The organism is Azoarcus sp. KH32C, from assembly GCF_000349945.1.
Classification (GTDB): Bacteria; Pseudomonadota; Gammaproteobacteria; order Burkholderiales; family Rhodocyclaceae; genus Aromatoleum.
In genome coordinates, this window is the sequence record NC_020516.1 from 3,729,585 (window position 1) to 3,749,593 (window position 20,009).

The window sequence follows — 20,009 nt, forward strand, 5'->3', positions numbered from 1 at the left end:
GTGAAGAAATGAGCGAAACCATGACCCGCCTCACCGTCGAACCGCTCACCGCCGAAGCCTTCGCCCCCTTCGGCGACGTGATCGCCGCGGCGAGTGCGCAGCGCCAATTCACCATCAACGGCGGCAACACCGAGCGCTACCACGACCTCGCGAACATCGACCCCGGCCCCGACGGCCGCGCCATCGTGTCGATCTTCCGCGGCCAACCCCGGCCCCTGCCCTTCACCGTCGAGATGATGGAATGCCACCCGCTGGGCAGCCAGGCCTTCGTGCCGTTGTCCGGGGGCAATTACCTCGTCGTCGTCGCAGAAGCAGGCGACTCACCGGGAGTCGAAGACCTGCGCGTCTTCCTCGCCCGCGGCGACCAGGGCGTCAATTACGCACGCGGCGTCTGGCATCACCCGCTGCTCGCACTCGATGGGGTGTCGGACTTCCTGGTCATCGACCGGGCGGGCGAAGGCCCGAACTGCGACGAGGTGCGGCTCGAGGAGGCCGGCATGATCGAGCTCTAGCAAGAACATGGCGGATTACGACTTCCTCTAATCCGCCACACAAAGTAGCCGGGGACGTGCGGGGTGTTCGCGGCGCGGCGAGGACTGTCTGAGCGCAGGCGCGGAAGCGCGCCGCACCGCGAGTTCCGCAGCCGCAGAGCGAATACCCCGCACGGCGCCGGCGGGTTAGCAGCACGTACGCCCCGCCCGACAACACGCCCCAAGCTGGTTCGCAATGGGCTCCCAATGCACCCGCTTGAGGCACGCAAGCGAGCCGGCCGCTGACTCGCCTGTCCCCTGAAATCAGCCGAAACCTCCGTCAGCAGCCCCTTCCGAAGATTCTCATCTTACCTGGCATGTTTCCTGCGGATCATGGCCTGACCGGTCTGACCAGTCAGATCAGACGAACCAGGAACCAACATGCCGAGCATCGCCAACGTCGCCGCCCAGGCGCTCCAGCGCCGCATCATCGATGGGGAATTCCCCACCGGCTCCGCCCTGCCCTCGCAGCGCGAACTCGCCGAACAACTCTCCATCAGCCGCGCCTCGCTGCGCGAAGCCATCTCCACGCTCGAAGCACTCGGCCTCGTCCGTAGCCAGCCTAGCAAAGGCGTCTTCGTCACCGCCGGCAAACAACTCGACCCCGCCCGGCTCCCGCGTGGCACCGCCTCGATGACCCCGCAGGCGCTGTTCGAATTCCGTGCCGTACTGGAGCCGGCCTGGACCGCACTCGCCGCCCGCCGCATCGACGCCGCCGGCCGCGAGCGCCTCGAAGCCATCCAGCGCGGCATGGAAGAAGCCCTCAAAGTCTGCGACCTCGTCATGGCGTCCGACTGGGACCTGCAGTTCCACCTATGCCTCGCCGAACTCTCCGGCAACGCCGGCCTCGCCACCGTCGCCGCACAGTTCCGCGACCAGATCGGCCACAGCCTGCGCCTGCCCTTCTCCAACCCCTCAGGCATCTGGGAACCCGCCGACGAACACCGCCGCATCATCGACGCCATTTTCGCCGGCGACAGCCCCGCCGCCGAAGCCGCCATGCGCGCCCACCTTTCCGCCGCCGCCAGACGCGCCGGTATCACCTCCCCCGCCCTCTGACCCCGCCCCTGCCAGGAGATCCCCAATGACTTCCGCCCACACGATCACCACCCGCCGCCCCTTCCTCCGCAGCCTCTGCGCCCTCGCCGCCGGCATCGCCGTTGCCAGCACTATGGGACTGTCGCACGCGCGCGCCGACGTCCTCACCGACATCCAGAAAGCCGGCACCCTGCGCGTCGCCGTCCCGCAGGACTTCCCGCCCTTCGGCAGCGTCGGCACCGATCTCAAGCCGCGCGGCTACGACATCGACGTGGCGAGTTTGATCGCCAAGGAACTCGGCGTGAAAGTCGAACTGATCCCGGTGACCAGCACCAACCGCATCCCCTACCTCACCACGGGCAAGGCCGACCTCGTGATCTCCAGCCTCGGCAAGAACCCCGACCGCGAGAAAGTGATCGACTTCTCCGAAGCCTACGCCCCCTTCTTCAACGGCGTGTTCGGCCCCGAGGACGTCAAGCTCACCAAGGCCGAAGAACTCGCCGGCAAGACCATCGGCGTCACGCGCGGCTCGGTCGAGGATCTGGAACTGACTAAGATCGCGCCCGCCACCGCAACGATTAAGCGCTTCGAGGACAACAACGCAACGATCTCGGCCTACCTCACCGGCCAGGTTCAGTTCGTCGCGACCGGCAACGTCGTCGCCGCGGCCGTCAACGACATGACCAAGCTGCGCCGCCTCGGCTCCAAGTTCCTGATCAAGAACTCGCCCTGCTACGTCGGCGTCGCCAAGGGCGAGGCCGCGCTCGCGACCAAGGTCAACGCGATCATCGCCAAGGCCAAAAAGGACGGCTCGCTCAACGACATCGCCCAGCGCTGGCTGCACGCGCCGCTGCCGAAGGACCTGTAAGTCGAATCCGCCAAGACAGCCACCATGGCCTATCGATTCGACTTCGCGCCGGTATTCGAGCACGCCGGCCTACTGCTGTCGGGCGCCGGCTTCACGCTGGCGCTCACTGCGGTGGGCGCGGTGCTCGGGATCGGGCTCGGCATTACGGGCGCGGTCTGTCGCGCCTGGAAGCTGCGCCCCTTCGACCGGCTCTTCGGCGTGTACGTTGAGGCGATCCGCAACACACCCTTCCTCGTGCAGCTCTTCTTCATCTTCTTCGGCCTGCCCGCGCTCGGCGTCAGGATGAGCGAGTGGCAGGCGGCCGTGCTCGCGATGGTCGTAAACCTCGGCGCCTACTCCACCGAGATCATTCGCGCCGGTATCCAGGCGACGCCGCGCGGCCAGATCGAAGCCGCCGAATCGCTCGCGATGACACGTCCGCAGATTTTCCGCCACGTCGTGCTGCGTCCCGCGCTCGCCAAGGTGTGGCCGGCTCTGACAAGCCAGGTGATCATCGTGATGCTCGGTTCGGCCGTGTGCTCGCAGATAGCCACGGAGGAGCTGACCTTCGCCGCGAACTTCATCCAGTCCCGCAACTTCCGCGCCTTCGAGACCTACTTCGTCACGACCGCGCTGTACTTTGCGATGGCGCTGCTAATCCGCCAGCTGCTGAAGCGGCTCGGCCAGCGCTATGTCGTCGGGAGGGCCCGCTGATGCTCGTCCAGTTCTCGACCTGGGACATCGTTCGCAACCTGCTCGACGCCGGCAAATGGACGCTTGCGCTGTCGCTGATCGCCTTCGTGCTCGGCGGCATCGTCGGCATGGCGATCCTGTTCGCACGGATCTCGCAGCACCGCGCGCTGCAGACCGCGACCAAGGCCTACATCGAAGTCTTCCAGGGGACGCCGCTGCTGATGCAGCTCTTCGTCGTGTTCTTCGGCCTGTCGCTCGTCGGCATCGACGTCTCGCCCTGGCTCGCTGCGGCGGCCGGTCTGACGCTCTTCACCAGCGCCTACCTCGCCGAAATCTGGCGCGGCTGCGTCGAGGCGGTGCCGAAGGGCCAGTGGGAGGCCTCCGCGAGCCTCGCGATGAGCTACGCCGAGCAGATGCGCCACGTGATCCTGCCGCAAGCGCTGCGCATCGCGATCGCCCCGACCGTCGGCTTCTCGGTGCAGGTCGTCAAGGGCACCGCGGTGACCTCGATCATCGGCTTCGCCGAACTCACCAAGACCGGCTCGATGCTCGCCAATGCCACCTTTGAACCCTTCCTCGTGTTCGGGCTCGTGGCCGCCGGCTACTTCGCGCTGTGCTACCCGCTCTCGCTGTATGCGAAAAGCCTTGAGAGGAAATTCCATGTCGCTCGTTAAGATCGCCGGCCTGCATAAGCATTTCGGCACCAACCACGTCCTCAAGGGCATCGACCTCGAAGTCGCGCCCGGCGACGTCGTAGCGCTGATCGGGCGCAGCGGCTCGGGCAAGAGCACGCTGCTGCGCACAATCAACGGGCTCGAGTCCATCGACAAGGGCGAACTCGTCGTCGACGGCACCGCACTGCACGACGGCAAGGGCGACCTGCGCGCGCTGCGCCAGAAGGTCGGCATGGTGTTCCAGCAGTTCAACCTCTTCCCGCATCTCACCGCCGGCCAGAACGTGATGCTCGCGCCGACCGTCGTGAAGGGCACGACCAAGGCGGCAGCCCGCGACATCGCGAAGGAGGTGCTGCTAAAGGTCGGCCTCTCGGACAAGTTCGACAGCTACCCCGACCAGCTCTCCGGCGGCCAGCAGCAGCGCGTTGCGATCGCCCGTGCGCTGGCGATGCGGCCCAAGGTGCTGCTGTGCGACGAGATCACCTCGGCGCTCGACCCCGAGCTCGTCAGCGAAGTGCTCGCCGTCGTGCGTCAGCTCGCGGCCGAGGGCATGACGCTGATCATGGTCACGCACGAGATGCGCTTCGCGCGCGACGTCGGCAACAAGCTGATCTTCATGCACCACGGCCGCATCCACGAAAGCGGCGACCCGAAGACGGTATTCGCCGATCCGCAGACGCCGGAACTCGCGAACTTCATCGGCGCGGTGCAGCCGGCGTGAGACGGGGCCGAAGAGCGCGCGCGCCCTGAACCTGTCGATCGCCGAGCCGCTGGAGGCCGAGAGCCTGCACGCGAGCGCCCAATCGCATCGCAGCAAGCCAGGGCGCAACGCAAAGATCGAGGAGATCCATGGCCGAGACGTGGGTCGAGAAGTCGCGCGTGTGCGGCGACGTGAACCAGCGCGACGGCAGTTCGGCGAGGAATCTCCGCAGGCCAACGTCGATCAAGGGCAGATCGGCCGGCACATTGCCCGCGAGGTCCCGCACGACGCCCGACAGCGCGAGCCAGCTCTTGCGGAACAGCCCAAGGTCCCCACGAAAGCCGGCTGCCTGCGTCAACGCGAGTTCGTCGAGGAGCGCGAGCAGCCAGTCGAATCCCGGCATGCGAGCTTCGGACACGAGCCGGTCGAGCGCATCCTCCACGATGCGTATCAGCGCCGGATCGTCCGGCCCGCAGCTTCCGAGCGCGGCAATCGCATGACGGATCTTAGGCGCATCAAGCGCAAATGCGCCCAGAGCTGCCGCGAGCAGCGCTTCGCGGTCCGCTTTCGATACGTGCGCGACGAGGCTCCAGTCGAGCACCGCAAGCCGTCCGTCGGGGGTGACGAACAGGTTTCCGCCATGCAGGTCGCCGTGGAAGATCGCGGGATCGGCGCGCGTCCAGAACGGCTTCGCAAGCAGCGCGCGCACCACCGTCTCCGCGAGTTCCTCCCGCTGCCGCGCCGACAGTTCGGCGTCGTTCAACTTGCTGCCGAAGACGCGCTCCATGGCGGTCACCTGCGGCGTGCACCAGGGCAACAAGCGCGGGATAAGGATGTCCCGCTCGTCGGCATAGAACTTCCGCGCCGCGACGAGATGCCGCTGCTCCTCGTCAAGGCGGATTTCCTGCATCAACAGACGGCCGATGCTCTCCAAAGTGTCGCGGTAATCGAGGGCCGGCAAGCCGAGTTCGCCCGCGCGCCGTTCGATGAGATCGGCGAGATCCGGAAGGATCGCCAGCTCCTCCGCGAGGCGCACCTCCACCCCCGGCCGCAGCACCTTGAAGACGCCATCACGCGGCCGGCCATCCTCCTCGTAAGTGAAGGGCACCACGATCGCGACGCTTCCCTCGGCCAGCGCAGCGGACGCGACTTCCACGGCCAGCGACTCACCGAGTTCCGATCGAAGCTGCGCCAGGACGTCCTCCAGCGACGTCGTCGCCGGCATCGACTCGAGCGACTGCAGCTGGCGGCACAGTTCCGGATCGAGGCGCGGCTGTCGGGCGAGCACCTGGCCGAGCTTGTGCAGCGTCGGGCACTGCGCGAGCAGCGTGACGAGGCGCTGCGCGGGTCCCGCATCCACGTCCAGCGCGAGCTGCCCGAGCAGGATCGCGTTCAGCCGGTCCGGCGGCAAGGCCGCAAGGAAGAACAGCGCCGCCTCCTCGACGAGGGGCCGCCAGCGTTGCAGCGAGGGCGGCAGCAATGCGTACAGCCCGATCGCTTCCAGCCACGCCGCGTCCGGCATGTCATCGCTGTCCGCTTTCCCGCCCAGGTCCCGGCGATCGCTCAATTCCCTCATGTTTCCTCCCTTCCGGCGATGATGCCTTCATCATCGAGACATCACGCTTTGGAATGCTTTTCCGCATTGTGCTCCGGGCCACATGCAAGACGAATGCTGCATTGGCAACAAAACCTTATTGGCATTGAGGCTTCCGGCGCACGCACCATCTCTTCATGTTGTACCGACTCGACAACACTCCTGGAAAAAACGGGGGCTGGACGTGATCGCATCGACAAGAAACGTCCTCGGCGTCGAGATCCCCGCCATCCTGGTCATCGGCGATACGGACCCGAAACTCGTGCGCAGCATGGCAGACTGCGGGATCGTCGTGCGGCACAAACCGGTGCCATGGACGACCTCGCGGCCTTCCGACTTCTCAGCCGAAAATGCCCCACCAGCGTAGCGTCTGCGCGAAGTGGCGGCGCACCGCCTCGGCCGCGACCTGCTCGTCGCCGCCGAGGATCCCGTCGATGATAGCGAGATGCTCCTCCATTGCCGGCACGATGCGGTCCGGCAGCAGCGGGCGCGAGTGCTGCATCACCGAGATGCGGTCGCGGTTCTGCGCGTAAATCTCGCGCACGGTCGCATTGCCGAGCGCATCCGACAGCGTCGAATGCAGCGACCAGTCCACTGCCATCGCTTCGCGCTGCAAGGAGGGCGTGATCCCGTTGCGCGCCGCCTCCACGAGGCGCACATGCACGTCGCGCAACGCGGCCAGGCGCTCGCCGTGTCCACCACGCACGAGCCGGCGCGCCCCTTCCTGGTCGAAGATGAGGCGCAGGTCGAAATATTCGCGGATCAGATCCGGCGTCGCTTCCATCACCGCGACGCCGCGCTTGGGCAGCACGTTGAGCAGCCCCGCGGACTCCGCGCGCTTGACCGCCTCGCGCACGGGCGCGAGCGGCAGATCGACCATCCGCGCCAGGTCGGGCATGGATACGAACTGTCCCGCACGCAGCTGCCCGCCGGTCAGCATCGCCTTCAGCGCATTGAAGGCCTTCTCCGCAAGCAGCAAACCTTCGCCGTCCGGCATGTTCATATTGTTGCCCTCCTGCAGTTCCCGAGATGTTACACGTGGCCGAACACCGGGAGAATGTTGGCTGAGATGTGACGCGAGTCCATAAAGAAATTTTTTATTGACTTATAAGTGACACACTAACTAACATGTCAGTACACATTTGAGAACGCATTCGGGGCAGACACCTTCATCCGGTGCCCGCTCAACGGATGGCCGAAGCCGGGGAAACGCCACGACCTTTCCCAGCGAAGCGGCAAACAAGCGGCTGCGAGACACAGCCTTCTTTATCCAGGTTCGCGAGGTGAACCCATGCATAAACGTTTTCACAAGACCCTCTTCGGCCAGGTCGTCATCGCACTGATCCTTGGCATCCTTGTCGGCTTCATGTGGCCGGATTTCGCGACTCAACTCAAGCCGCTCGGCGACGGCTTCATCAAGCTGATCAAGGTCATCGTCGCACCGCTGGTGTTCTGCGTCGTCGTCCATGGGATTTCGAGCACCGGCGACCTGAAGAAGGTCGGGCGCGTCGGCGTCAAGGCGCTGGTGTACTTCGAGGTCGTCACGACCTTCGCGCTCGCGCTCGGCGTACTGCTCGCCTTCGTGCTGCAGCCTGGCGTCGGCATGAATGTGGACACGAATACGCTCGACGCATCGCAGATCAGCGGCATGTCCGAGCGCGTCCATCAGGTCCACGGCACCGTCGACTTCCTGATGAAGCTGATCCCGTCGACCTTCATCGACGCCTTCGCGAAAGGCGACATCCTGCAAGTGCTGCTCGTCGCGATCCTCTTCGGCTGCGCGGTCGCGGCGCTGGGCGAGCGGGGACGGCCGGTGACGCAGGGCATCGACGCGCTCGCCCACGTCTTCTTCAAGGTGATCGGCTTCATCGTCAAGCTCGCGCCACTCGGCGTGCTCGGCGCGGTCGCCTTCACCGTCGGCAAGTACGGCATCGGTTCGCTCAAGCAGCTCGGCATGCTGGTCGCGCTGTTCTACCTGACCTGCACGATCTTCGTCGTCGCCATCCTCGGCACCATCCTGCGCCTCGCAGGCTTCAACATCTTCAAGCTGCTGAACTACCTGCGCGAGGAACTCCTCGTCGTGCTCGGCACCGCCTCGTCGGACGCCGTCCTGCCGCAGGTGATGCGCAAGCTGGAGCTGATGGGCATCAAGGATTCGACCGTCGGCCTCGTGATCCCGACCGGCTACTCCTTCAACCTCGACGGCTTCTCGATCTACCTGACGCTCGCCGCGGTCTTCATCGCCCAGGCCACCAACACCCCGCTGTCCATGACCGACCTGCTGACGATCCTCGCGATCTCGCTCGTGACCTCAAAGGGCGCCCACGGCGTTCCCGGCTCCGCGATCGTGATCCTCGCCGCGACGCTGTCGGCGATCCCCGCGATCCCGGCGATCGGCCTCGTGCTCGTGCTGTCGGTCGACTGGTTCATGGGCATGGCCCGCGCACTGACCAACATGATCGGCAACTGCGTCGCCACCGTCGTCGTCGGCGTCTGGGAAAAGGACATCGACCGCCAGCGTGCCCGCCAGGTGCTCAACGGCGAAGTCACGATCGACATCAACGCGATCGCCGCCCAGCCCCTGCCCGAAGCCGTCGTCGCCGGCCCGCTCGCCGCACAAGTGCCGGCCCAAGCGCATGCTTGAAGACTAAGATTTCATCATCCCCTGACCCCAACACAGGAAACCATCATGAGTCACAACACCGGCAGCATCCGCATCGCTGAACCCGCCGTCCTGCCCGAGTGGGCCACACGCTCGGTCGATCTCGCCAACCCGAGGATCGGCGCCAAGGCACTCTACGCCTCGGACGACTTCTTCGCCGAAGTCTCGCGCATGTTGAACCCCGAACCGGCCCAGTTCATCCCCGGCAAGTACGACGACAACGGCAAATGGATGGACGGCTGGGAAACCCGCCGCAAGCGCACCACCGGCCACGACTGGTGCTTCGTCAAACTCGGCCGCAAAGGCACGATCCGCGGCTTCGACGTCGACACCAGCCACTTCACCGGCAACTACGCCCCGGCGGTCTCGATCGAGGCGACGATCTCGAACTCGGACGACGTCGCGGCACTCAAGGACGCGAAATGGACCGAGATCCTGCCCTCGACCTCGCTCTCCGGGAACAGCCACCACCTGCTGCAGGCGAACTCCGACGCCCCCTTCACCCATCTGCGCATCAACATCTACCCCGACGGCGGCATCGCCCGGCTGCGCGTCTACGGCCAGCCGGTCGGCGTCTTCGAGAACGTCGGCGATGAACTGGTGGACCTCGTCGCACTCGAAAACGGCGGCCGCCCCGTCGCGTGGAACGACGCGCACTTCGGCACCGCCTCGAACCTGATCCTGCCGGGGCGCGGCATCAACATGGGCGACGGCTGGGAAACCCGCCGCCGCCGCGAGCCGGGCAGCGACTGGTGCATCCTGCAACTGGGTGCTGCCGGCACGATCGAGAAGATCGACGTCGACACCGCCCACTTCAAAGGCAACTACCCCGACCGCTGCTCGATCCAGGCCGCCTTCGTCGAGGGCGGCACCGACCAGTCGGTCATCACGCAGAGCATGTTCTGGCCCGTCCTGCTGCCCGAGCAGAAGCTCTCGATGGACGCGATCCACAGCTTCGCCGAACAGATCGCTAAGCTCGGCCCCGTCACCCACGTGCGCCTCAACATCATCCCGGACGGCGGCGTCTCGCGCCTGCGCCTGTGGGGCAAAGTGAAGAAATGAGTGCTGCGATGATCGCCCTCTCCGCAGCGACCGTGTCTCCGCCGAAGACCATCCTCGCCGAGCCGCTGACGCACGAAGCCTTCGCCCCCTTCGGCGACGTCATCGAGGCCGGCGACGCGGTCCGCCAGTTCCCGATCAACGGCGGCAACACGACGCGCTACCACGACCTCGCGAAAATCGACCCGGGCCCGGACGGGCACGCCATCGTGTCGATCTTCCGCGGCGAACCGCGCGCCCTGCCCTTCCCGATCGAGATGATGGAACGCCACCCCCTCGGCAGCCAAGCCTTCGTGCCGATGTCGGGCCGGCCGTATCTGGTCGTCGTTGCCCCCGCCGGCCATCCGCCGACCGCCGACGACCTACGCGTATTCATCGCGCGCGGCGATCAGGGCGTGAACTACGCTCGCGGCGTCTGGCACCACCCGCTGCTCGCGCTGGACACCGTGTGCGACTTCGTCGTCATCGACCGTGCAGGCAACGGCCACAACTGCGACGAGGTGACGCTCACCGACCCGGTCCTCATCGACGTGGATCGCTGAAAGCCCGCACCACGCGACATAAACAGAGCCTTCCAGGCCTTCCCGACGCAGCCGGGGACGTATGGGGTATTCGCGGCGCGGCGAGGACTGTCTGAGCGGACAGCGCGGAAGCGCGCTGCACTGCGAGTTCCGCAGCCGCAGAGCGGACACCCCATGCGGCCCCGGCGGCTTAGCAGCACTGTTAACACACCCAACCGACCATGCTCCTCGGCCTTGCCCTCTTCTACGTCGGCGCCGTCCTCATCCTCAACGGCCTGTGGATGCTCGGACGCATCGGCGACCGCGAGATCCCGCTGATCAACTTCTTCACCGGCGGCGTCACCCTGCTCGTCTCGCTCAAGCTCGCCTTCGGCGCCGATGCCGACGCCGCATCGATCAAGGCCGCCGCCTTCTCGCTGCTCTTCTCCTTCACCTACCTGTGGGTCGCCTTCAACCGCCACAACGGCGCAGACGGCCGCGGACTCGGCTGGTTCAGCCTCTTCGTCGCCATTTCCGCCGTCCCGGTCGCCATCGAAACGCTGGCCGGTGCGAAAAGCAACTGGGACCTCTGGCTAGGAACCTCCTGGGCGGCGTGGAGCGGCCTCTGGCTACTGTTCTTCCTGCTGCTCGCGCTGCAGAAACCGCTCACGCGCCTCGCCGCCTGGACCTCGATCGTCCAGGGCATCTTCACCGGCTGGGTTCCGGGCTACCTGCTGCTCAACGGCACCATCCGCTGAGCCGGCTCAATTCAGCGCGAGCGGCCGTCGAAGTGCTTCACCGGCAAGGAGGCGAGCTTCACGCCTTCGAGGCAGCGCACATTGATCGCCGCCATGGCCTTACCGGACGGGTCGGTCCCCTCGCCGAAGGGGTGAATGCCGCACACCGCGCAGAAGCGATGCTTGATCGTGTGCGTGTTGAAGGTATAGGTGCTGAGGTTTGCTTCCGGCGTCAGCAGACGCAGCTTCTCGCGAGGCACGAACCACATCAGCGCGCCCTTCCGGACGCAGATCGAGCAATTGCAGTCGACAACCTGAGTCAGTTGTTCGCCCTCGACCTCGAAGGCAATCCGACCGCAATGGCAGCTTCCCTTGTAGATCATCACCTTGCTCCTTTCAGGGGAATCGGCAACGAAAGTGCGTACAAATCGCTTTCATCATAGCGCGGCTCAGCCGACGAGGAACTCCGCCAGATGAGCCTCGATTTCGGCGCGTCCGGCGGGGCTCGCCATCGCGATCAGCACGTTGCCCGGGTAAAGCAGCAGTTCACCGGGCGGGTTGAAGGTCCAGTCCTTTTCGTCGCGCACCGCCAGCAGAATGTACTCGGGACTGCGCAACTGCAACGACGACAGCGGCGTCGCGGGGAAATTATCGGGGAGCGGGAATTCCTCGACGCGCAGCTTCTTCTCCGACTTCAGCATCTCGTTGAGGAAGCCCACGACGTGCGGACGGACCATCGCCGACGCCATCCGCATGCCGCCGGTGAAGTCCGGCGAGATCACCGCGTCCGCCCCCGCCTTGTACATCTTGGCCATGTTCCGCGTTTCTTGCGCGCGCGCGACGATGCGCACGTTCGGATTGAGCTGCTTCGCGGTGATGATGATCATCAGGTTGCGCGAATCATCGCCCGTCACCGCAAAGACGCCCTTCGCATCCTCGATGTCGGCGGCAAGCAGGAGGTCGTCGTCCGATCCGTCGCCGTGCAGGTAGAGCAGTCCGGGGTACTTCTCCTGGTTCTCGTCGAATCGCGCCTGTTCGACGTCGATGGCGACAAAATGCCGACCTGTCCCATGCAGCTCGTAGGCGACGTTCCGGCCCACCCGGCCGAAGCCGCAGATGATGTAGTGCTGGCGCAGTTTCTTGATCCGCTTCTCCATGCGGCGCCTCCTGAGTGTCTGGTCGAAGTCCTTTTCCATGAACAACATGGTCAGACTGGTAAAAAGGAAGGTCAGCACGCCGAAACCGCTGATCGCGACGAGGCCGGCGAACAGGCGGTCGCCGAGCGAATCGATGCGTACCACCTCACCATAACCGACGGTCGTGATCGTGATCAGCGTCATATGAATCGCGTCGGACCAGGTCGCCTCCCCATCGCCGATATGATGGAAAGCCAGCGTTGCCAACACGACGATCGTGAGCAGGATCCCGATCGCAAAGTAGATCCGCACCACGATGCGGGGCAGCGCGGAGTTCCTGAGCGGCGGCGGGCTGACACGGCGCGTCGTTGTCTTTTTGATTCGGGCCGTCATCGTGGCGGGCAGGTGAAACGTCAACAAAGGTGAATTCGCGATTGTAGCGATCGCCCCCCACCCGCGGGCGACGGCGCACGAGAATTCGACACGGCGAGCGGGTCTTCCGCCTTGCGGCGGAAACAGTGGGATACAAAACGATCGGAAATTGGGCCTATATTGCAGTCGCCGGTCCGGAGAACCCGCGCCAAGAGTTTTCGACGACCGCGAGGGCCGGGAACTGCACGGTGCCCGGCTCGCGCTGCTGGTCCTGTGTGTCGCCCACATTGCGCTGTGGACGCTCGTTCCGGCGCTCACCTACCCCTCCATGCCACAGGACACCGTCGAAGGGATCGCGTGGGGCAACCTCTGGCAGCTCGGCTACGACAAGCACCCCTTCCTCGCCGCATGGGTTTCGGCCTTGGTAACCGACCTCTTCGGCACCGTCGGCTGGCCCGTGTATCTGGCGTCGCAACTTTGCGTTGCGCTCACCTTCTGGGCCGTGTGGTCGCTGGCGCGCGAAATCCTCGTCGCCGCTGCGCATCGTCGCCGGCGACCGCTGGACCGTCGCCGGCTTGATCGCCTACTCCCAGCGCGGCCTGATCCCGTATTTCAGTTGGGATTCGAAGCGCAACCCCTGGCTGCATGCCGACGAAGTCGAGAAAGACGGCGCCGTGTTCGTCCACCGGCTGAAGGACGACACCTACGACACCGCACTGATCCGGGACCTGAAGGCCCGCTATCCGACACTCGCACACGAGCAGACCGTCGCCCTCCCGCCGCTGTCGACGGCCTCGCTCGCGCCGATCCGCTTCTGGATCGCCTATCTGCCGCCGCAGGGATAGCCGGGGCTCAGCGATTGCAGCTTGCGCGCACCTTCGACGGAAAGAGCAGGATCAGGAACACCAGCAGTAAGCCGGCAACGAGCAGCGGACCAAAGGCCGACGGCCGCGAGAAGCTGAAGCGCTCGACCATCGGTGCGGAAACGCGGAAAAGCTGGTACCCGCCGGCCACCATCCCAAGCCACCACGCCCACTTGTACTGCCGCCACAGGCCCCACGCGACGAGCCCCGCCAGCAGCGCCGCCAGCCAGACTGCGGGCTGGCTCAGGCTGAAACGCAAGGTGAAGGCACCGCCGCCGAGCGCAAACTGAACCAGGGTGCCGCCGAACACGACGACGATGTAGGCCACGGCAGTGGCGGAAGCAAGACGCAAACGGGTCATGGGAGCAAATTGCGCCGAACGGCGAAAACACGGATCCGCCGCATTATGCCCGACCGTTTGCGCATCGCAGCCCGTAATGTGAAACTAGCGCAGCGCGCCGACCGTACGGCGCGCTCCACGAGACGCACGCATGTACAACGAGTATTTCGGGTTTTCGGCGGCGCCCTTCTCCATCGCGCCCGATCCGCGCTACCTCTTCATGAGTGAACGTCATCGCGAGGCGCTGGCGCACCTGTTGTACGGGCTCAGGGTGGACGGCGGCTTCGTGCTGCTCACCGGCGAGGTCGGCACGGGCAAGACGACGGTGTGCCGTTGCCTGCTGGAGCAGGTGCCGGACGACTGCGACGTCGCGTTCATCCTGAATCCCAAGCTCGACACCGTGGAACTGCTCGCGACGCTGTGCGACGAACTCCACATTCCGGCGCCGGCCGGCGAGCACTCGATCAAGGTGCTGGTCGACCTGATCAATCGTTATCTGCTGGAGGCCAACGCGCGCGGGCGGAAGACGGTGCTGATCGTGGACGAGGCGCAGAACCTCTCCAACGAGGTGCTGGAGCAGTTGCGGCTGCTGACCAACCTCGAAACCAACGAGCGCAAGCTGCTGCAGATCATCCTGCTCGGCCAGCCGGAGCTTCGCGAACGACTCGCGCAGCCGGACATGCGCCAGCTCGCGCAGCGGATCGTCGCGCGCTACCACCTCGAGCCGCTGTCGCGGCCGGACGTCGCGGCCTACGTGAATCACCGGCTTTCGGTCGCAGGCGCACGACAAGCGCTTTTCCCCGATAAGGTGATCGACCGGCTGTATCGACTGAGCGGCGGCACGCCGCGGCTGATCAACGTGATCTGCGATCGCGCCCTGCTCGGCGCCTACGTCGAAGGCAAGACCGCGGTCGGCATCGCGACCCTGAACCGGGCCGCGGGCGAGGTGCTCGGCGGCGTTCCGCAGCGATCGGGGCTAAAGCAGGTCGCACTGGCCTCGCTGCTCGCGGTGGCGCTCGCCGGTGGTGCTGCCGCCGCTTGGCGCTACAACGCTTCGGCCCCCGCCGTGGAAGCCGGCTCGACTTCGGCAACGTCCACCGCCGGGCCGAATCCAGTCCCCGTCGGCACGCCGCCCGCGGAAACGCCTGCCCCGCCGCCCCAAGAGATTGCCTGGCCCGCGCCGACCGAGCAGTGGCTGCACGAAGTAATGGCCGTACGCAGTCTCTTCTTGCTCTGGAACATCGAGACCCCTACCGTCGGCATCGACGAAGCCTGCCGCCTCATCGCCGCGCGAGGCATCGGCTGCCTGCGTCGGGACGGCGATCTCGAAGCGCTGCGGGCGATGAACGCACCGGCAATACTGGAATTGAGCCAGGCCGGCGGGCCGAATTTCTTCGCCACGTTGATCGCAATCGACGCCGAGCATGCGCGGCTCGCTTTCGCGGGCACCACGCGCGAGGTTTCGCTCGACAGCCTCCAGCGGCAATGGCGCGGCAACTATGTGCTGCTGTGGCGCACCCCGCCCGGGTGGTACCGCAGCGTCGGACCGGGCATGCGCGGTGCCGACGTCGCGTGGGTCGTGCGCCAGCTCGGCCGTTGGGAAGGCTCGCCCGACGCCGCAGCAAGCGGCAACACCTATAACGCGGTCGTCGAGCAGCGCATGCGCGCCTTCCAGCGCGGCAATGGCCTGCCCGAAGACGGCGTGGTCGGCCCCATGACCCTGGTTCGTCTCGCCGCCGTGGCCGACAGCGAGGCGCCCGTTCTCGCGAGGCAGGGGCAATAGCAATGTCCTACATACTCGAAGCGCTACAGAAGTCCGAACACGCGCGGCAACGCGGCAAGGTGCCGGACCTGAGCACGATCCCCGCAACAACGACCGGCACGCGCGTGGAGAGGTCGCCGCGGCATCAGCCATACGTCTTGGCCGGCTTCGCCGTGACCCTGCTCGCGGCCGTGCTCGGATGGTGGCGGCCGTGGCAGCAGGCAAGCACCGAAGCGCGCGAAGACCAGAAGATAGCGGTTGCGGTGCCGCGGGTACAGGAGCCCGAACCGTCGCAAGCCAGACCGACAGAACAGATCCAGCCCTCCCCGACCCCGTCGAGCCCACCGACCATACCCCCGTCGAGCCCAGCTGCTGCCACAAGTCGGCCGCCGGTCACGTCGGCAGACACGCCATCGCCTGCTGCGACCACCCGGCCCGCACAGCGCATCGACAAGACGCCGGCAAACGCAGAGATCGCTGCTCCGGCGGCTTCCCGGCCCGCGCCCGTCGCGACGGCTCCGCTCGCGCCGCCCTCGCCCGCACCCACCTCCGCGCGCCCGCCATCCGGCCGCATCCTGAACCTCCAGGAATTGCCGCCAGCGGTCCGCAACACCGTGCCGCGCCTGACGATCTCCGGCTATGCGTCGGCCGGCGATTCCGGCAAACGGATGGTCGTCGTCAACGATCGGCTGGTGCAGGAAGGCGAAGAGGCCGGCCCCGGCGTGACCGTGGTGACGGTCGGCGACGACGGCGTCGTGTTCGACTTCCAGGGCTACCGCTTCCGGGCGCAGCAGTAAGAGCTCGGTTCAGCTCTTCTTGCTGGTCTTCAGGAAAGCGGGCATTGGCACGGGCTCGATCTGCCTGCTCTGGCACTGCGGGCAGACGGGGTGCGACTCGGCGTGCTCCGCCACGTGTTCGACGAGGTCGAATACATGGCCGCAATCCTTGCAACGATATTCATAGGTGGGCATAGGACCTCCGCGCTAACGACAGCAGCCATGCAAACGAAGGGCCCGGAGGTTACCTCTCCCAATACCCCGGGGTGTTGTAGACGCCCTTCAGATACTCGATGAAGTGGCGCACCTTGGCCGGCAGGTAGCGCTGCTGCGGATAGACGGCCTGGATGTCATAGGCGGGTGCCGCGAATTCGTCGAGCACTGTGACAAGCTCGCCGCGCTTGAGTTCAGCCTGGATCTCCCAGGTCGAACGCCATCCGATGCCGAGCCCCTGCTTGACCCAACTGTACAGAAGTTCGCCGTCGTTGCAGTCGAGATCACCTTCGACGCGCACCGCAACAAGCTTGCCGTCGCGCAGAAAGCTCCAGCCCCGCTGCTGGCCGCCCTGCAGGTTGAAGGCGAGGCAGTTGTGGCGGGCGAGGTCTTCGAGCGTGCGCGGTTCCCCGTGTCGGGCGAAATACTCGGGAGCGCCGCAGACCACGCGGCGGTTCGGGAAGAGTTTCAGCGCAACGTAGTTCGGATCCGTGACCTCGCCGATGCGGATCGCCATGTCATAGCCCTCGCGCACGAGGTCGACGACGCTGTCCGTGAGGTTGAACGACAGCTTCAGCTCCGGGTAGCGCGCCTTGAAGGCCGGCGCGTGCGGCGCGACGTGGCGGCGCCCGAAGGCGGCCGGCGCGGAGACGACGAGGTGGCCGCGCACGACGTCGCGCCCGGCGCTGACGCTGGTCTCGGCCTCGTCGAACTCGTGGATCAGGTGGCGACACTGTTCGAGGAACTGCTCGCCGAGGTCGGTCAGTGTCAGGCCGCGCGTCGAACGGTGCATCAGGCGCACGCCGAGACGCTTTTCGAGTCCGTCCAGGCGCCGCCCCATCACGACCGGCGTGACGCCCTCGACGAGCGCCGCCGAGGCGAAGCTCCCCTTTTCGGCGACGAGGACGAAGCTACGGATTTCGGTGTATCGGTCCATGCACCGAGTTTAGCGCGATCGGGCAAGCATTCTTCCTTTTGCACCTTCTCGCGACCGAGCTGTCATTATTGTCACTGACGCCCTTTCAGGAGACCCACCCGATGCTTCGCACCCTCAACGATCTGTTCCGCTCACTGTTCGACGCCTCGCCGGAAGACGAAGCGTTCGGCGAGCACCAGCTGCGACTGGCAACGGCGGTGCTGCTCGTCGAAGTGATGCGCAGCGATTCCGAGGTTCTTGCGGAGGAGCGCGAGGCCGTGCTCGCGGCGCTGCGCGACAAGTTCGCGCTGAACGATGACGAAGTAGCGCGACTCTTCGAGCTCGCACAGGCCAAGTCCGACGAGGCAATCGACCTGCACCAATTCACGTCGCAGCTCAACAAGTCCTTCAGCCCCGAACAGAAACTGCACGTGATCGAACTGCTATGGCGCGTCGCCCTCGCCGACGACCACCTGAGCGCGCACGAAAACCACCTCATGCGCCGGCTCGGCGACCTGCTGTATATCCCCCACGCGGACTACATCGCGGCAAAGCAGCGCGCGCGCGAAGCGCTCAAGGCGCAGGTCGCCCCCTGAGGCGACCTGCCGATCAGATTCAATCAGACTGCGGCGCCCGCTGCACCCGTGCTATCCATCGGGCGGCGACGATAAAGACGGTTCAGCATGCGGCCGGCCAGCCGCACCGGCCACGGCGCCGCCGCGACGATTCGCACGTTCCCGCGCGGCACGCCTTCGATCAGCACGAGCCCCTTGCTGTCGATGCGCATGCTTTCGCCCGCGACGAGAAAGAAGTCGCCGGCCTGACCTTCAACCGTCACCCAGATGCGCCCATGCGTGCATTGCACGCGCAGTCCGCGAGCGTCGCGAAAGGCGAGCGGACTCCATTCGTCCAGTTGGATGGTTCCGTTGCTCGATAACATCCGCATGATCGCTCTCCTCAAATCGTCATTGAACGCGCAATGACAGTCTAGGAATCGCGAGCAATCCAGTACAGACACACGGAATCGAAATTGACATCGATACAGATCCGCATTTTGGAAAGTGTACCGGTCAAAATCGGGAGCAACTGTACCTTTCGTGCACGTAAGACTGGCGGGACAATGCAACACAGGGCACAAGCGGGAATGCACAGACATGGACCAACGCACGCTGCGCTATGAACAGCTCGCCGACGAGCTGGGCGGCATGATCGCGGAACGCATCCTGCGCCCGGGCGACCGTCTGCCTTCGGTTCGCACGATGGCGCGGGAGAAGAAGCTCTCGATTTCGACCGTCGTGCAGGCCTTGCGCCAGCTCGAAGAACGCGGCCAGATCGAGGCGCGGCCGCAGTCCGGCTTCTTCGTGCGCCCGCCCCCCGCCTGCCAGAACGCCCAACTCGAACCGCAGCCCCGCCCCCGCCGGACACGCCCGGTCGCCGTCGATATCAGCAGCCGCATGATGCGCGTCGTCACGCTCAACAACCGTCCGGACATGGTGCCGCTCGGCGCCGCCCTGCCCGCGCCAGAACTCTTGCCGATCGCTACGCTGCAGCGACTGTACGGACAGATCGGGCGCCACGCCGAGCATCTCCTCGACGCCGCCAGCCACGCAATGATCAATCGCCCCGAGCTCGTGCGCCAGCTCGTGCGGCACTCGCTGACCTGGGGCCAGGCGCTCGCCGCCGACGAGATCGTCGTCACCAACTCCTGCACCGAGGCCCTGCTGCTGTGCCTGCGCGCCGTGACCAAGCCCGGCGACACCGTCGCGGTCGAATCGCCGTCCTACTACCTGATGCTGCAGCTGCTGGAACAGCTGGGCCTGAAGGCGCTGGAGATCCCGACGCATCCGCGTAACGGCCTGTCGGTCGATGCGCTGGACATCGCGAGCCGCGAACGACGCATCGCCGCCTGCCTCCTCGTCACCAACTTCAACAACCCGCTGTGCAGCCTGATGCCCGACGAGGAAAAGCGCCGCCTCGCCGCGCTGACCGCCGAGCGCGGCATCCCGGTGATCGAGGACGACATCTTCGGCGAGCTCTACTACGGACCGCAGCGCCCTTGGCCACTGAAGTCCTTCGACACCACCGGCAACGTCATGATGTGCTCGTCACTGTCGAAGACGCTGATCCCGTCTCTGCGCCTCGGCTACGTCGCGGCCGGCCGCTACCACGCCGACGTGCTGCTACAGAAGACCCTGACCTCCGGCGCCACGAACCCGATCACCCAGGCCGTCGCCGCCCGCTACCTGGAATCGACCGCCTCGGACCGCCATCTGCGCTTCCTGCGCCGCGCCTTCCAGAAGCAAGTGATGCAAATGTCGGAAGCCGTACTGCGCTACTTCCCCGCCGGCACGCGCATCTCGCAGCCACAAGGCGGCTTCGTGCTGTGGGTCGAACTACCGGCGGGAGGCGACGCCATGGCGCTCTTCGAGAAAGCGGCTGAAGCCGGCATCGCGATCGTCCCCGGCGAACTCTTCTCGCCCGGAGGCCACTTCAAGAACTGCCTGCGCCTCAACTGCGGCAACCCGTGGTCACCGCGGATCGAGGATGCGATCCGGCGCCTCGGGGCCTTCGCCGCCGGATAATCGCCGATCAGCAAA

General features: G+C 65.8%; 23 protein-coding genes and 1 pseudogene. 16 read left to right on the top strand and 8 right to left on the bottom strand.

Translation table 11 applies throughout. The features are described 5' to 3' along the window. The first annotated feature begins 8 nt into the window (after positions 1-8). The 6 genes from AZKH_RS16555 to AZKH_RS16580 all read left to right on the top strand — a co-directional run bounded on the left by AZKH_RS16555 (position 9) and on the right by AZKH_RS16580 (position 4,503). The gene (locus AZKH_RS16555) at positions 9-512 is read left to right on the top strand and encodes an ureidoglycolate lyase (protein WP_041656302.1); all 504 of its coding nucleotides are present in this window, start codon (positions 9-11) and stop codon (positions 510-512) included. 399 nt (positions 513-911) lie between these two features. Next, entirely contained in the window at positions 912-1,589 is a 678-nt protein-coding gene (locus AZKH_RS16560) for a FadR/GntR family transcriptional regulator (RefSeq protein WP_015436939.1), read from the top strand. A 25-nt stretch (positions 1,590-1,614) separates the two neighbouring features. Continuing rightward, complete coding sequence (locus AZKH_RS16565; protein WP_015436940.1) at positions 1,615-2,436, top strand: transporter substrate-binding domain-containing protein; 822 nt, start codon at positions 1,615-1,617, stop codon at positions 2,434-2,436. 24 nt (positions 2,437-2,460) lie between these two features. Beyond that, a complete protein-coding gene (locus tag AZKH_RS16570) occupies positions 2,461-3,129 on the top strand; it encodes an amino acid ABC transporter permease (RefSeq protein ID WP_015436941.1) in 669 nt (222 codons plus the stop codon). Beyond that, a complete protein-coding gene (locus tag AZKH_RS16575; RefSeq protein ID WP_015436942.1) occupies positions 3,129-3,782 on the top strand; it encodes an amino acid ABC transporter permease in 654 nt (217 codons plus the stop codon). The genes AZKH_RS16570 and AZKH_RS16575 overlap by 1 nt, the downstream gene beginning before the upstream one ends. Next, on the top strand, positions 3,769-4,503 hold the full coding sequence (locus AZKH_RS16580) for an amino acid ABC transporter ATP-binding protein (RefSeq protein WP_015436943.1): 735 nt from the start codon (positions 3,769-3,771) through the stop codon (positions 4,501-4,503). Before AZKH_RS16575 ends, AZKH_RS16580 begins: the two co-directional genes overlap by 14 nt. On the opposite strand, the gene AZKH_RS16585 is transcribed toward AZKH_RS16580, so the two are convergent. Both AZKH_RS16585 and AZKH_RS16590 read right to left on the bottom strand, forming a co-directional pair. Next, the gene (locus AZKH_RS16585) at positions 4,478-6,058 is read right to left on the bottom strand and encodes an AarF/ABC1/UbiB kinase family protein (RefSeq protein ID WP_015436944.1); all 1,581 of its coding nucleotides are present in this window, start codon (positions 6,056-6,058) and stop codon (positions 4,478-4,480) included. The two genes, AZKH_RS16580 and AZKH_RS16585, sit on opposite strands and share 26 nt — an antisense overlap. A gap of 358 nt (positions 6,059-6,416) precedes the next feature. Continuing rightward, a complete protein-coding gene (locus AZKH_RS16590; RefSeq protein WP_015436945.1) occupies positions 6,417-7,079 on the bottom strand; it encodes a GntR family transcriptional regulator in 663 nt (220 codons plus the stop codon). Between the two features lie 288 nt (positions 7,080-7,367). Here AZKH_RS16590 and AZKH_RS16595 point away from each other — a divergent pair, with 288 nt between their 5' ends. The 4 genes from AZKH_RS16595 (at position 7,368) to AZKH_RS16610 (ending at position 11,055) form a co-directional block, all read left to right on the top strand. Beyond that, entirely contained in the window at positions 7,368-8,720 is a 1,353-nt protein-coding gene (locus tag AZKH_RS16595; RefSeq protein ID WP_015436946.1) for a C4-dicarboxylate transporter DctA, read from the top strand. Between the two features lie 45 nt (positions 8,721-8,765). Continuing rightward, complete coding sequence (alc, locus tag AZKH_RS16600) at positions 8,766-9,800, top strand: allantoicase (protein ID WP_015436947.1); 1,035 nt, start codon at positions 8,766-8,768, stop codon at positions 9,798-9,800. A gap of 8 nt (positions 9,801-9,808) precedes the next feature. Continuing rightward, positions 9,809-10,339 (top strand): ureidoglycolate lyase, encoded by a 531-nt coding sequence (locus tag AZKH_RS16605; RefSeq protein WP_051071691.1) that lies wholly within the window; start codon positions 9,809-9,811, stop codon positions 10,337-10,339. Between the two features lie 200 nt (positions 10,340-10,539). Beyond that, a complete protein-coding gene (locus tag AZKH_RS16610; RefSeq protein WP_015436949.1) occupies positions 10,540-11,055 on the top strand; it encodes an AmiS/UreI family transporter in 516 nt (171 codons plus the stop codon). Between the two features lie 11 nt (positions 11,056-11,066). Here the strand turns inward: AZKH_RS16610 and AZKH_RS16615 are convergent, their stop codons facing one another. Both AZKH_RS16615 and AZKH_RS16620 read right to left on the bottom strand, forming a co-directional pair. Next, entirely contained in the window at positions 11,067-11,417 is a 351-nt protein-coding gene (locus AZKH_RS16615) for a GFA family protein (protein ID WP_015436950.1), read from the bottom strand. Positions 11,418-11,483: 66 nt separating this feature from the next. Next, the gene (locus AZKH_RS16620; RefSeq protein ID WP_015436951.1) at positions 11,484-12,563 is read right to left on the bottom strand and encodes a TrkA family potassium uptake protein; all 1,080 of its coding nucleotides are present in this window, start codon (positions 12,561-12,563) and stop codon (positions 11,484-11,486) included. 307 nt (positions 12,564-12,870) lie between these two features. On the opposite strand from AZKH_RS16620, the pseudogene AZKH_RS28030 reads away from it, so the two are divergent. Both AZKH_RS28030 and AZKH_RS16625 read left to right on the top strand, forming a co-directional pair. After that, positions 12,871-13,014: pseudogene (locus AZKH_RS28030) on the top strand (hypothetical protein); the annotation flags it as partial. Between the two features lie 10 nt (positions 13,015-13,024). Beyond that, positions 13,025-13,387, top strand: a complete 363-nt coding sequence (locus AZKH_RS16625; protein ID WP_015436953.1) for a hypothetical protein — start codon at positions 13,025-13,027, stop codon at positions 13,385-13,387. A 7-nt stretch (positions 13,388-13,394) separates the two neighbouring features. Here the strand turns inward: AZKH_RS16625 and AZKH_RS16630 are convergent, their stop codons facing one another. After that, positions 13,395-13,766 (bottom strand): hypothetical protein, encoded by a 372-nt coding sequence (locus tag AZKH_RS16630; RefSeq protein ID WP_015436954.1) that lies wholly within the window; start codon positions 13,764-13,766, stop codon positions 13,395-13,397. A 130-nt stretch (positions 13,767-13,896) separates the two neighbouring features. Between AZKH_RS16630 and AZKH_RS16635 the strand changes: the two genes are divergently transcribed. Next, positions 13,897-15,528 (top strand): AAA family ATPase, encoded by a 1,632-nt coding sequence (locus AZKH_RS16635; RefSeq protein ID WP_015436955.1) that lies wholly within the window; start codon positions 13,897-13,899, stop codon positions 15,526-15,528. Between the two features lie 2 nt (positions 15,529-15,530). Beyond that, positions 15,531-16,304 carry a general secretion pathway protein GspB gene (locus AZKH_RS26975; RefSeq protein ID WP_015436956.1) on the top strand — a complete coding sequence of 258 codons (774 nt, stop codon included), beginning with the start codon at positions 15,531-15,533 and terminating at the stop codon, positions 16,302-16,304. A 9-nt stretch (positions 16,305-16,313) separates the two neighbouring features. On the opposite strand, the gene AZKH_RS16650 is transcribed toward AZKH_RS26975, so the two are convergent. Together AZKH_RS16650 and AZKH_RS16655 are read right to left on the bottom strand one after the other, a co-directional pair. Beyond that, positions 16,314-16,478 (bottom strand): FmdB family zinc ribbon protein, encoded by a 165-nt coding sequence (locus tag AZKH_RS16650; protein WP_015436957.1) that lies wholly within the window; start codon positions 16,476-16,478, stop codon positions 16,314-16,316. A 49-nt stretch (positions 16,479-16,527) separates the two neighbouring features. After that, positions 16,528-17,433, bottom strand: a complete 906-nt coding sequence (locus AZKH_RS16655; RefSeq protein WP_015436958.1) for a LysR family transcriptional regulator — start codon at positions 17,431-17,433, stop codon at positions 16,528-16,530. A 101-nt stretch (positions 17,434-17,534) separates the two neighbouring features. Between AZKH_RS16655 and AZKH_RS16660 the strand changes: the two genes are divergently transcribed. After that, the gene (locus AZKH_RS16660; RefSeq protein WP_015436959.1) at positions 17,535-18,008 is read left to right on the top strand and encodes a TerB family tellurite resistance protein; all 474 of its coding nucleotides are present in this window, start codon (positions 17,535-17,537) and stop codon (positions 18,006-18,008) included. A 23-nt stretch (positions 18,009-18,031) separates the two neighbouring features. On the opposite strand, the gene AZKH_RS16665 is transcribed toward AZKH_RS16660, so the two are convergent. After that, positions 18,032-18,358 (bottom strand): DUF2917 domain-containing protein, encoded by a 327-nt coding sequence (locus tag AZKH_RS16665; protein ID WP_015436960.1) that lies wholly within the window; start codon positions 18,356-18,358, stop codon positions 18,032-18,034. 208 nt (positions 18,359-18,566) lie between these two features. Between AZKH_RS16665 and AZKH_RS16670 the strand changes: the two genes are divergently transcribed. Then, positions 18,567-19,994 carry a PLP-dependent aminotransferase family protein gene (locus AZKH_RS16670; protein WP_015436961.1) on the top strand — a complete coding sequence of 476 codons (1,428 nt, stop codon included), beginning with the start codon at positions 18,567-18,569 and terminating at the stop codon, positions 19,992-19,994. Positions 19,995-20,009 lie beyond the last annotated feature (15 nt).

Coding starts and splice junctions, on each gene's coding strand:
- AZKH_RS16670 (WP_015436961.1), top strand. CDS start 18,567: ATGGACCAACGCACGCTGCGCTATGAACAGCTCGCCGACGAGCTGGGC.
- AZKH_RS16565 (WP_015436940.1), top strand. CDS start 1,615: ATGACTTCCGCCCACACGATCACCACCCGCCGCCCCTTCCTCCGCAGC.
- AZKH_RS26975 (WP_015436956.1), top strand. CDS start 15,531: ATGTCCTACATACTCGAAGCGCTACAGAAGTCCGAACACGCGCGGCAA.
- AZKH_RS16630 (WP_015436954.1), bottom strand. CDS start 13,766: ATGACCCGTTTGCGTCTTGCTTCCGCCACTGCCGTGGCCTACATCGTC.
- AZKH_RS16560 (WP_015436939.1), top strand. CDS start 912: ATGCCGAGCATCGCCAACGTCGCCGCCCAGGCGCTCCAGCGCCGCATC.
- AZKH_RS16580 (WP_015436943.1), top strand. CDS start 3,769: ATGTCGCTCGTTAAGATCGCCGGCCTGCATAAGCATTTCGGCACCAAC.
- alc (WP_015436947.1), top strand. CDS start 8,766: ATGAGTCACAACACCGGCAGCATCCGCATCGCTGAACCCGCCGTCCTG.
- AZKH_RS16655 (WP_015436958.1), bottom strand. CDS start 17,433: ATGGACCGATACACCGAAATCCGTAGCTTCGTCCTCGTCGCCGAAAAG.
- AZKH_RS16555 (WP_041656302.1), top strand. CDS start 9: ATGAGCGAAACCATGACCCGCCTCACCGTCGAACCGCTCACCGCCGAA.
- AZKH_RS16660 (WP_015436959.1), top strand. CDS start 17,535: ATGCTTCGCACCCTCAACGATCTGTTCCGCTCACTGTTCGACGCCTCG.
- AZKH_RS16585 (WP_015436944.1), bottom strand. CDS start 6,058: ATGAGGGAATTGAGCGATCGCCGGGACCTGGGCGGGAAAGCGGACAGC.
- AZKH_RS16575 (WP_015436942.1), top strand. CDS start 3,129: ATGCTCGTCCAGTTCTCGACCTGGGACATCGTTCGCAACCTGCTCGAC.
- AZKH_RS16605 (WP_051071691.1), top strand. CDS start 9,809: ATGATCGCCCTCTCCGCAGCGACCGTGTCTCCGCCGAAGACCATCCTC.
- AZKH_RS16595 (WP_015436946.1), top strand. CDS start 7,368: ATGCATAAACGTTTTCACAAGACCCTCTTCGGCCAGGTCGTCATCGCA.
- AZKH_RS16615 (WP_015436950.1), bottom strand. CDS start 11,417: ATGATCTACAAGGGAAGCTGCCATTGCGGTCGGATTGCCTTCGAGGTC.
- AZKH_RS16610 (WP_015436949.1), top strand. CDS start 10,540: ATGCTCCTCGGCCTTGCCCTCTTCTACGTCGGCGCCGTCCTCATCCTC.
- AZKH_RS16650 (WP_015436957.1), bottom strand. CDS start 16,478: ATGCCCACCTATGAATATCGTTGCAAGGATTGCGGCCATGTATTCGAC.
- AZKH_RS16620 (WP_015436951.1), bottom strand. CDS start 12,563: ATGACGGCCCGAATCAAAAAGACAACGACGCGCCGTGTCAGCCCGCCG.
- AZKH_RS16635 (WP_015436955.1), top strand. CDS start 13,897: ATGTACAACGAGTATTTCGGGTTTTCGGCGGCGCCCTTCTCCATCGCG.
- AZKH_RS16570 (WP_015436941.1), top strand. CDS start 2,461: ATGGCCTATCGATTCGACTTCGCGCCGGTATTCGAGCACGCCGGCCTA.
- AZKH_RS16665 (WP_015436960.1), bottom strand. CDS start 18,358: ATGCGGATGTTATCGAGCAACGGAACCATCCAACTGGACGAATGGAGT.
- AZKH_RS16590 (WP_015436945.1), bottom strand. CDS start 7,079: ATGAACATGCCGGACGGCGAAGGTTTGCTGCTTGCGGAGAAGGCCTTC.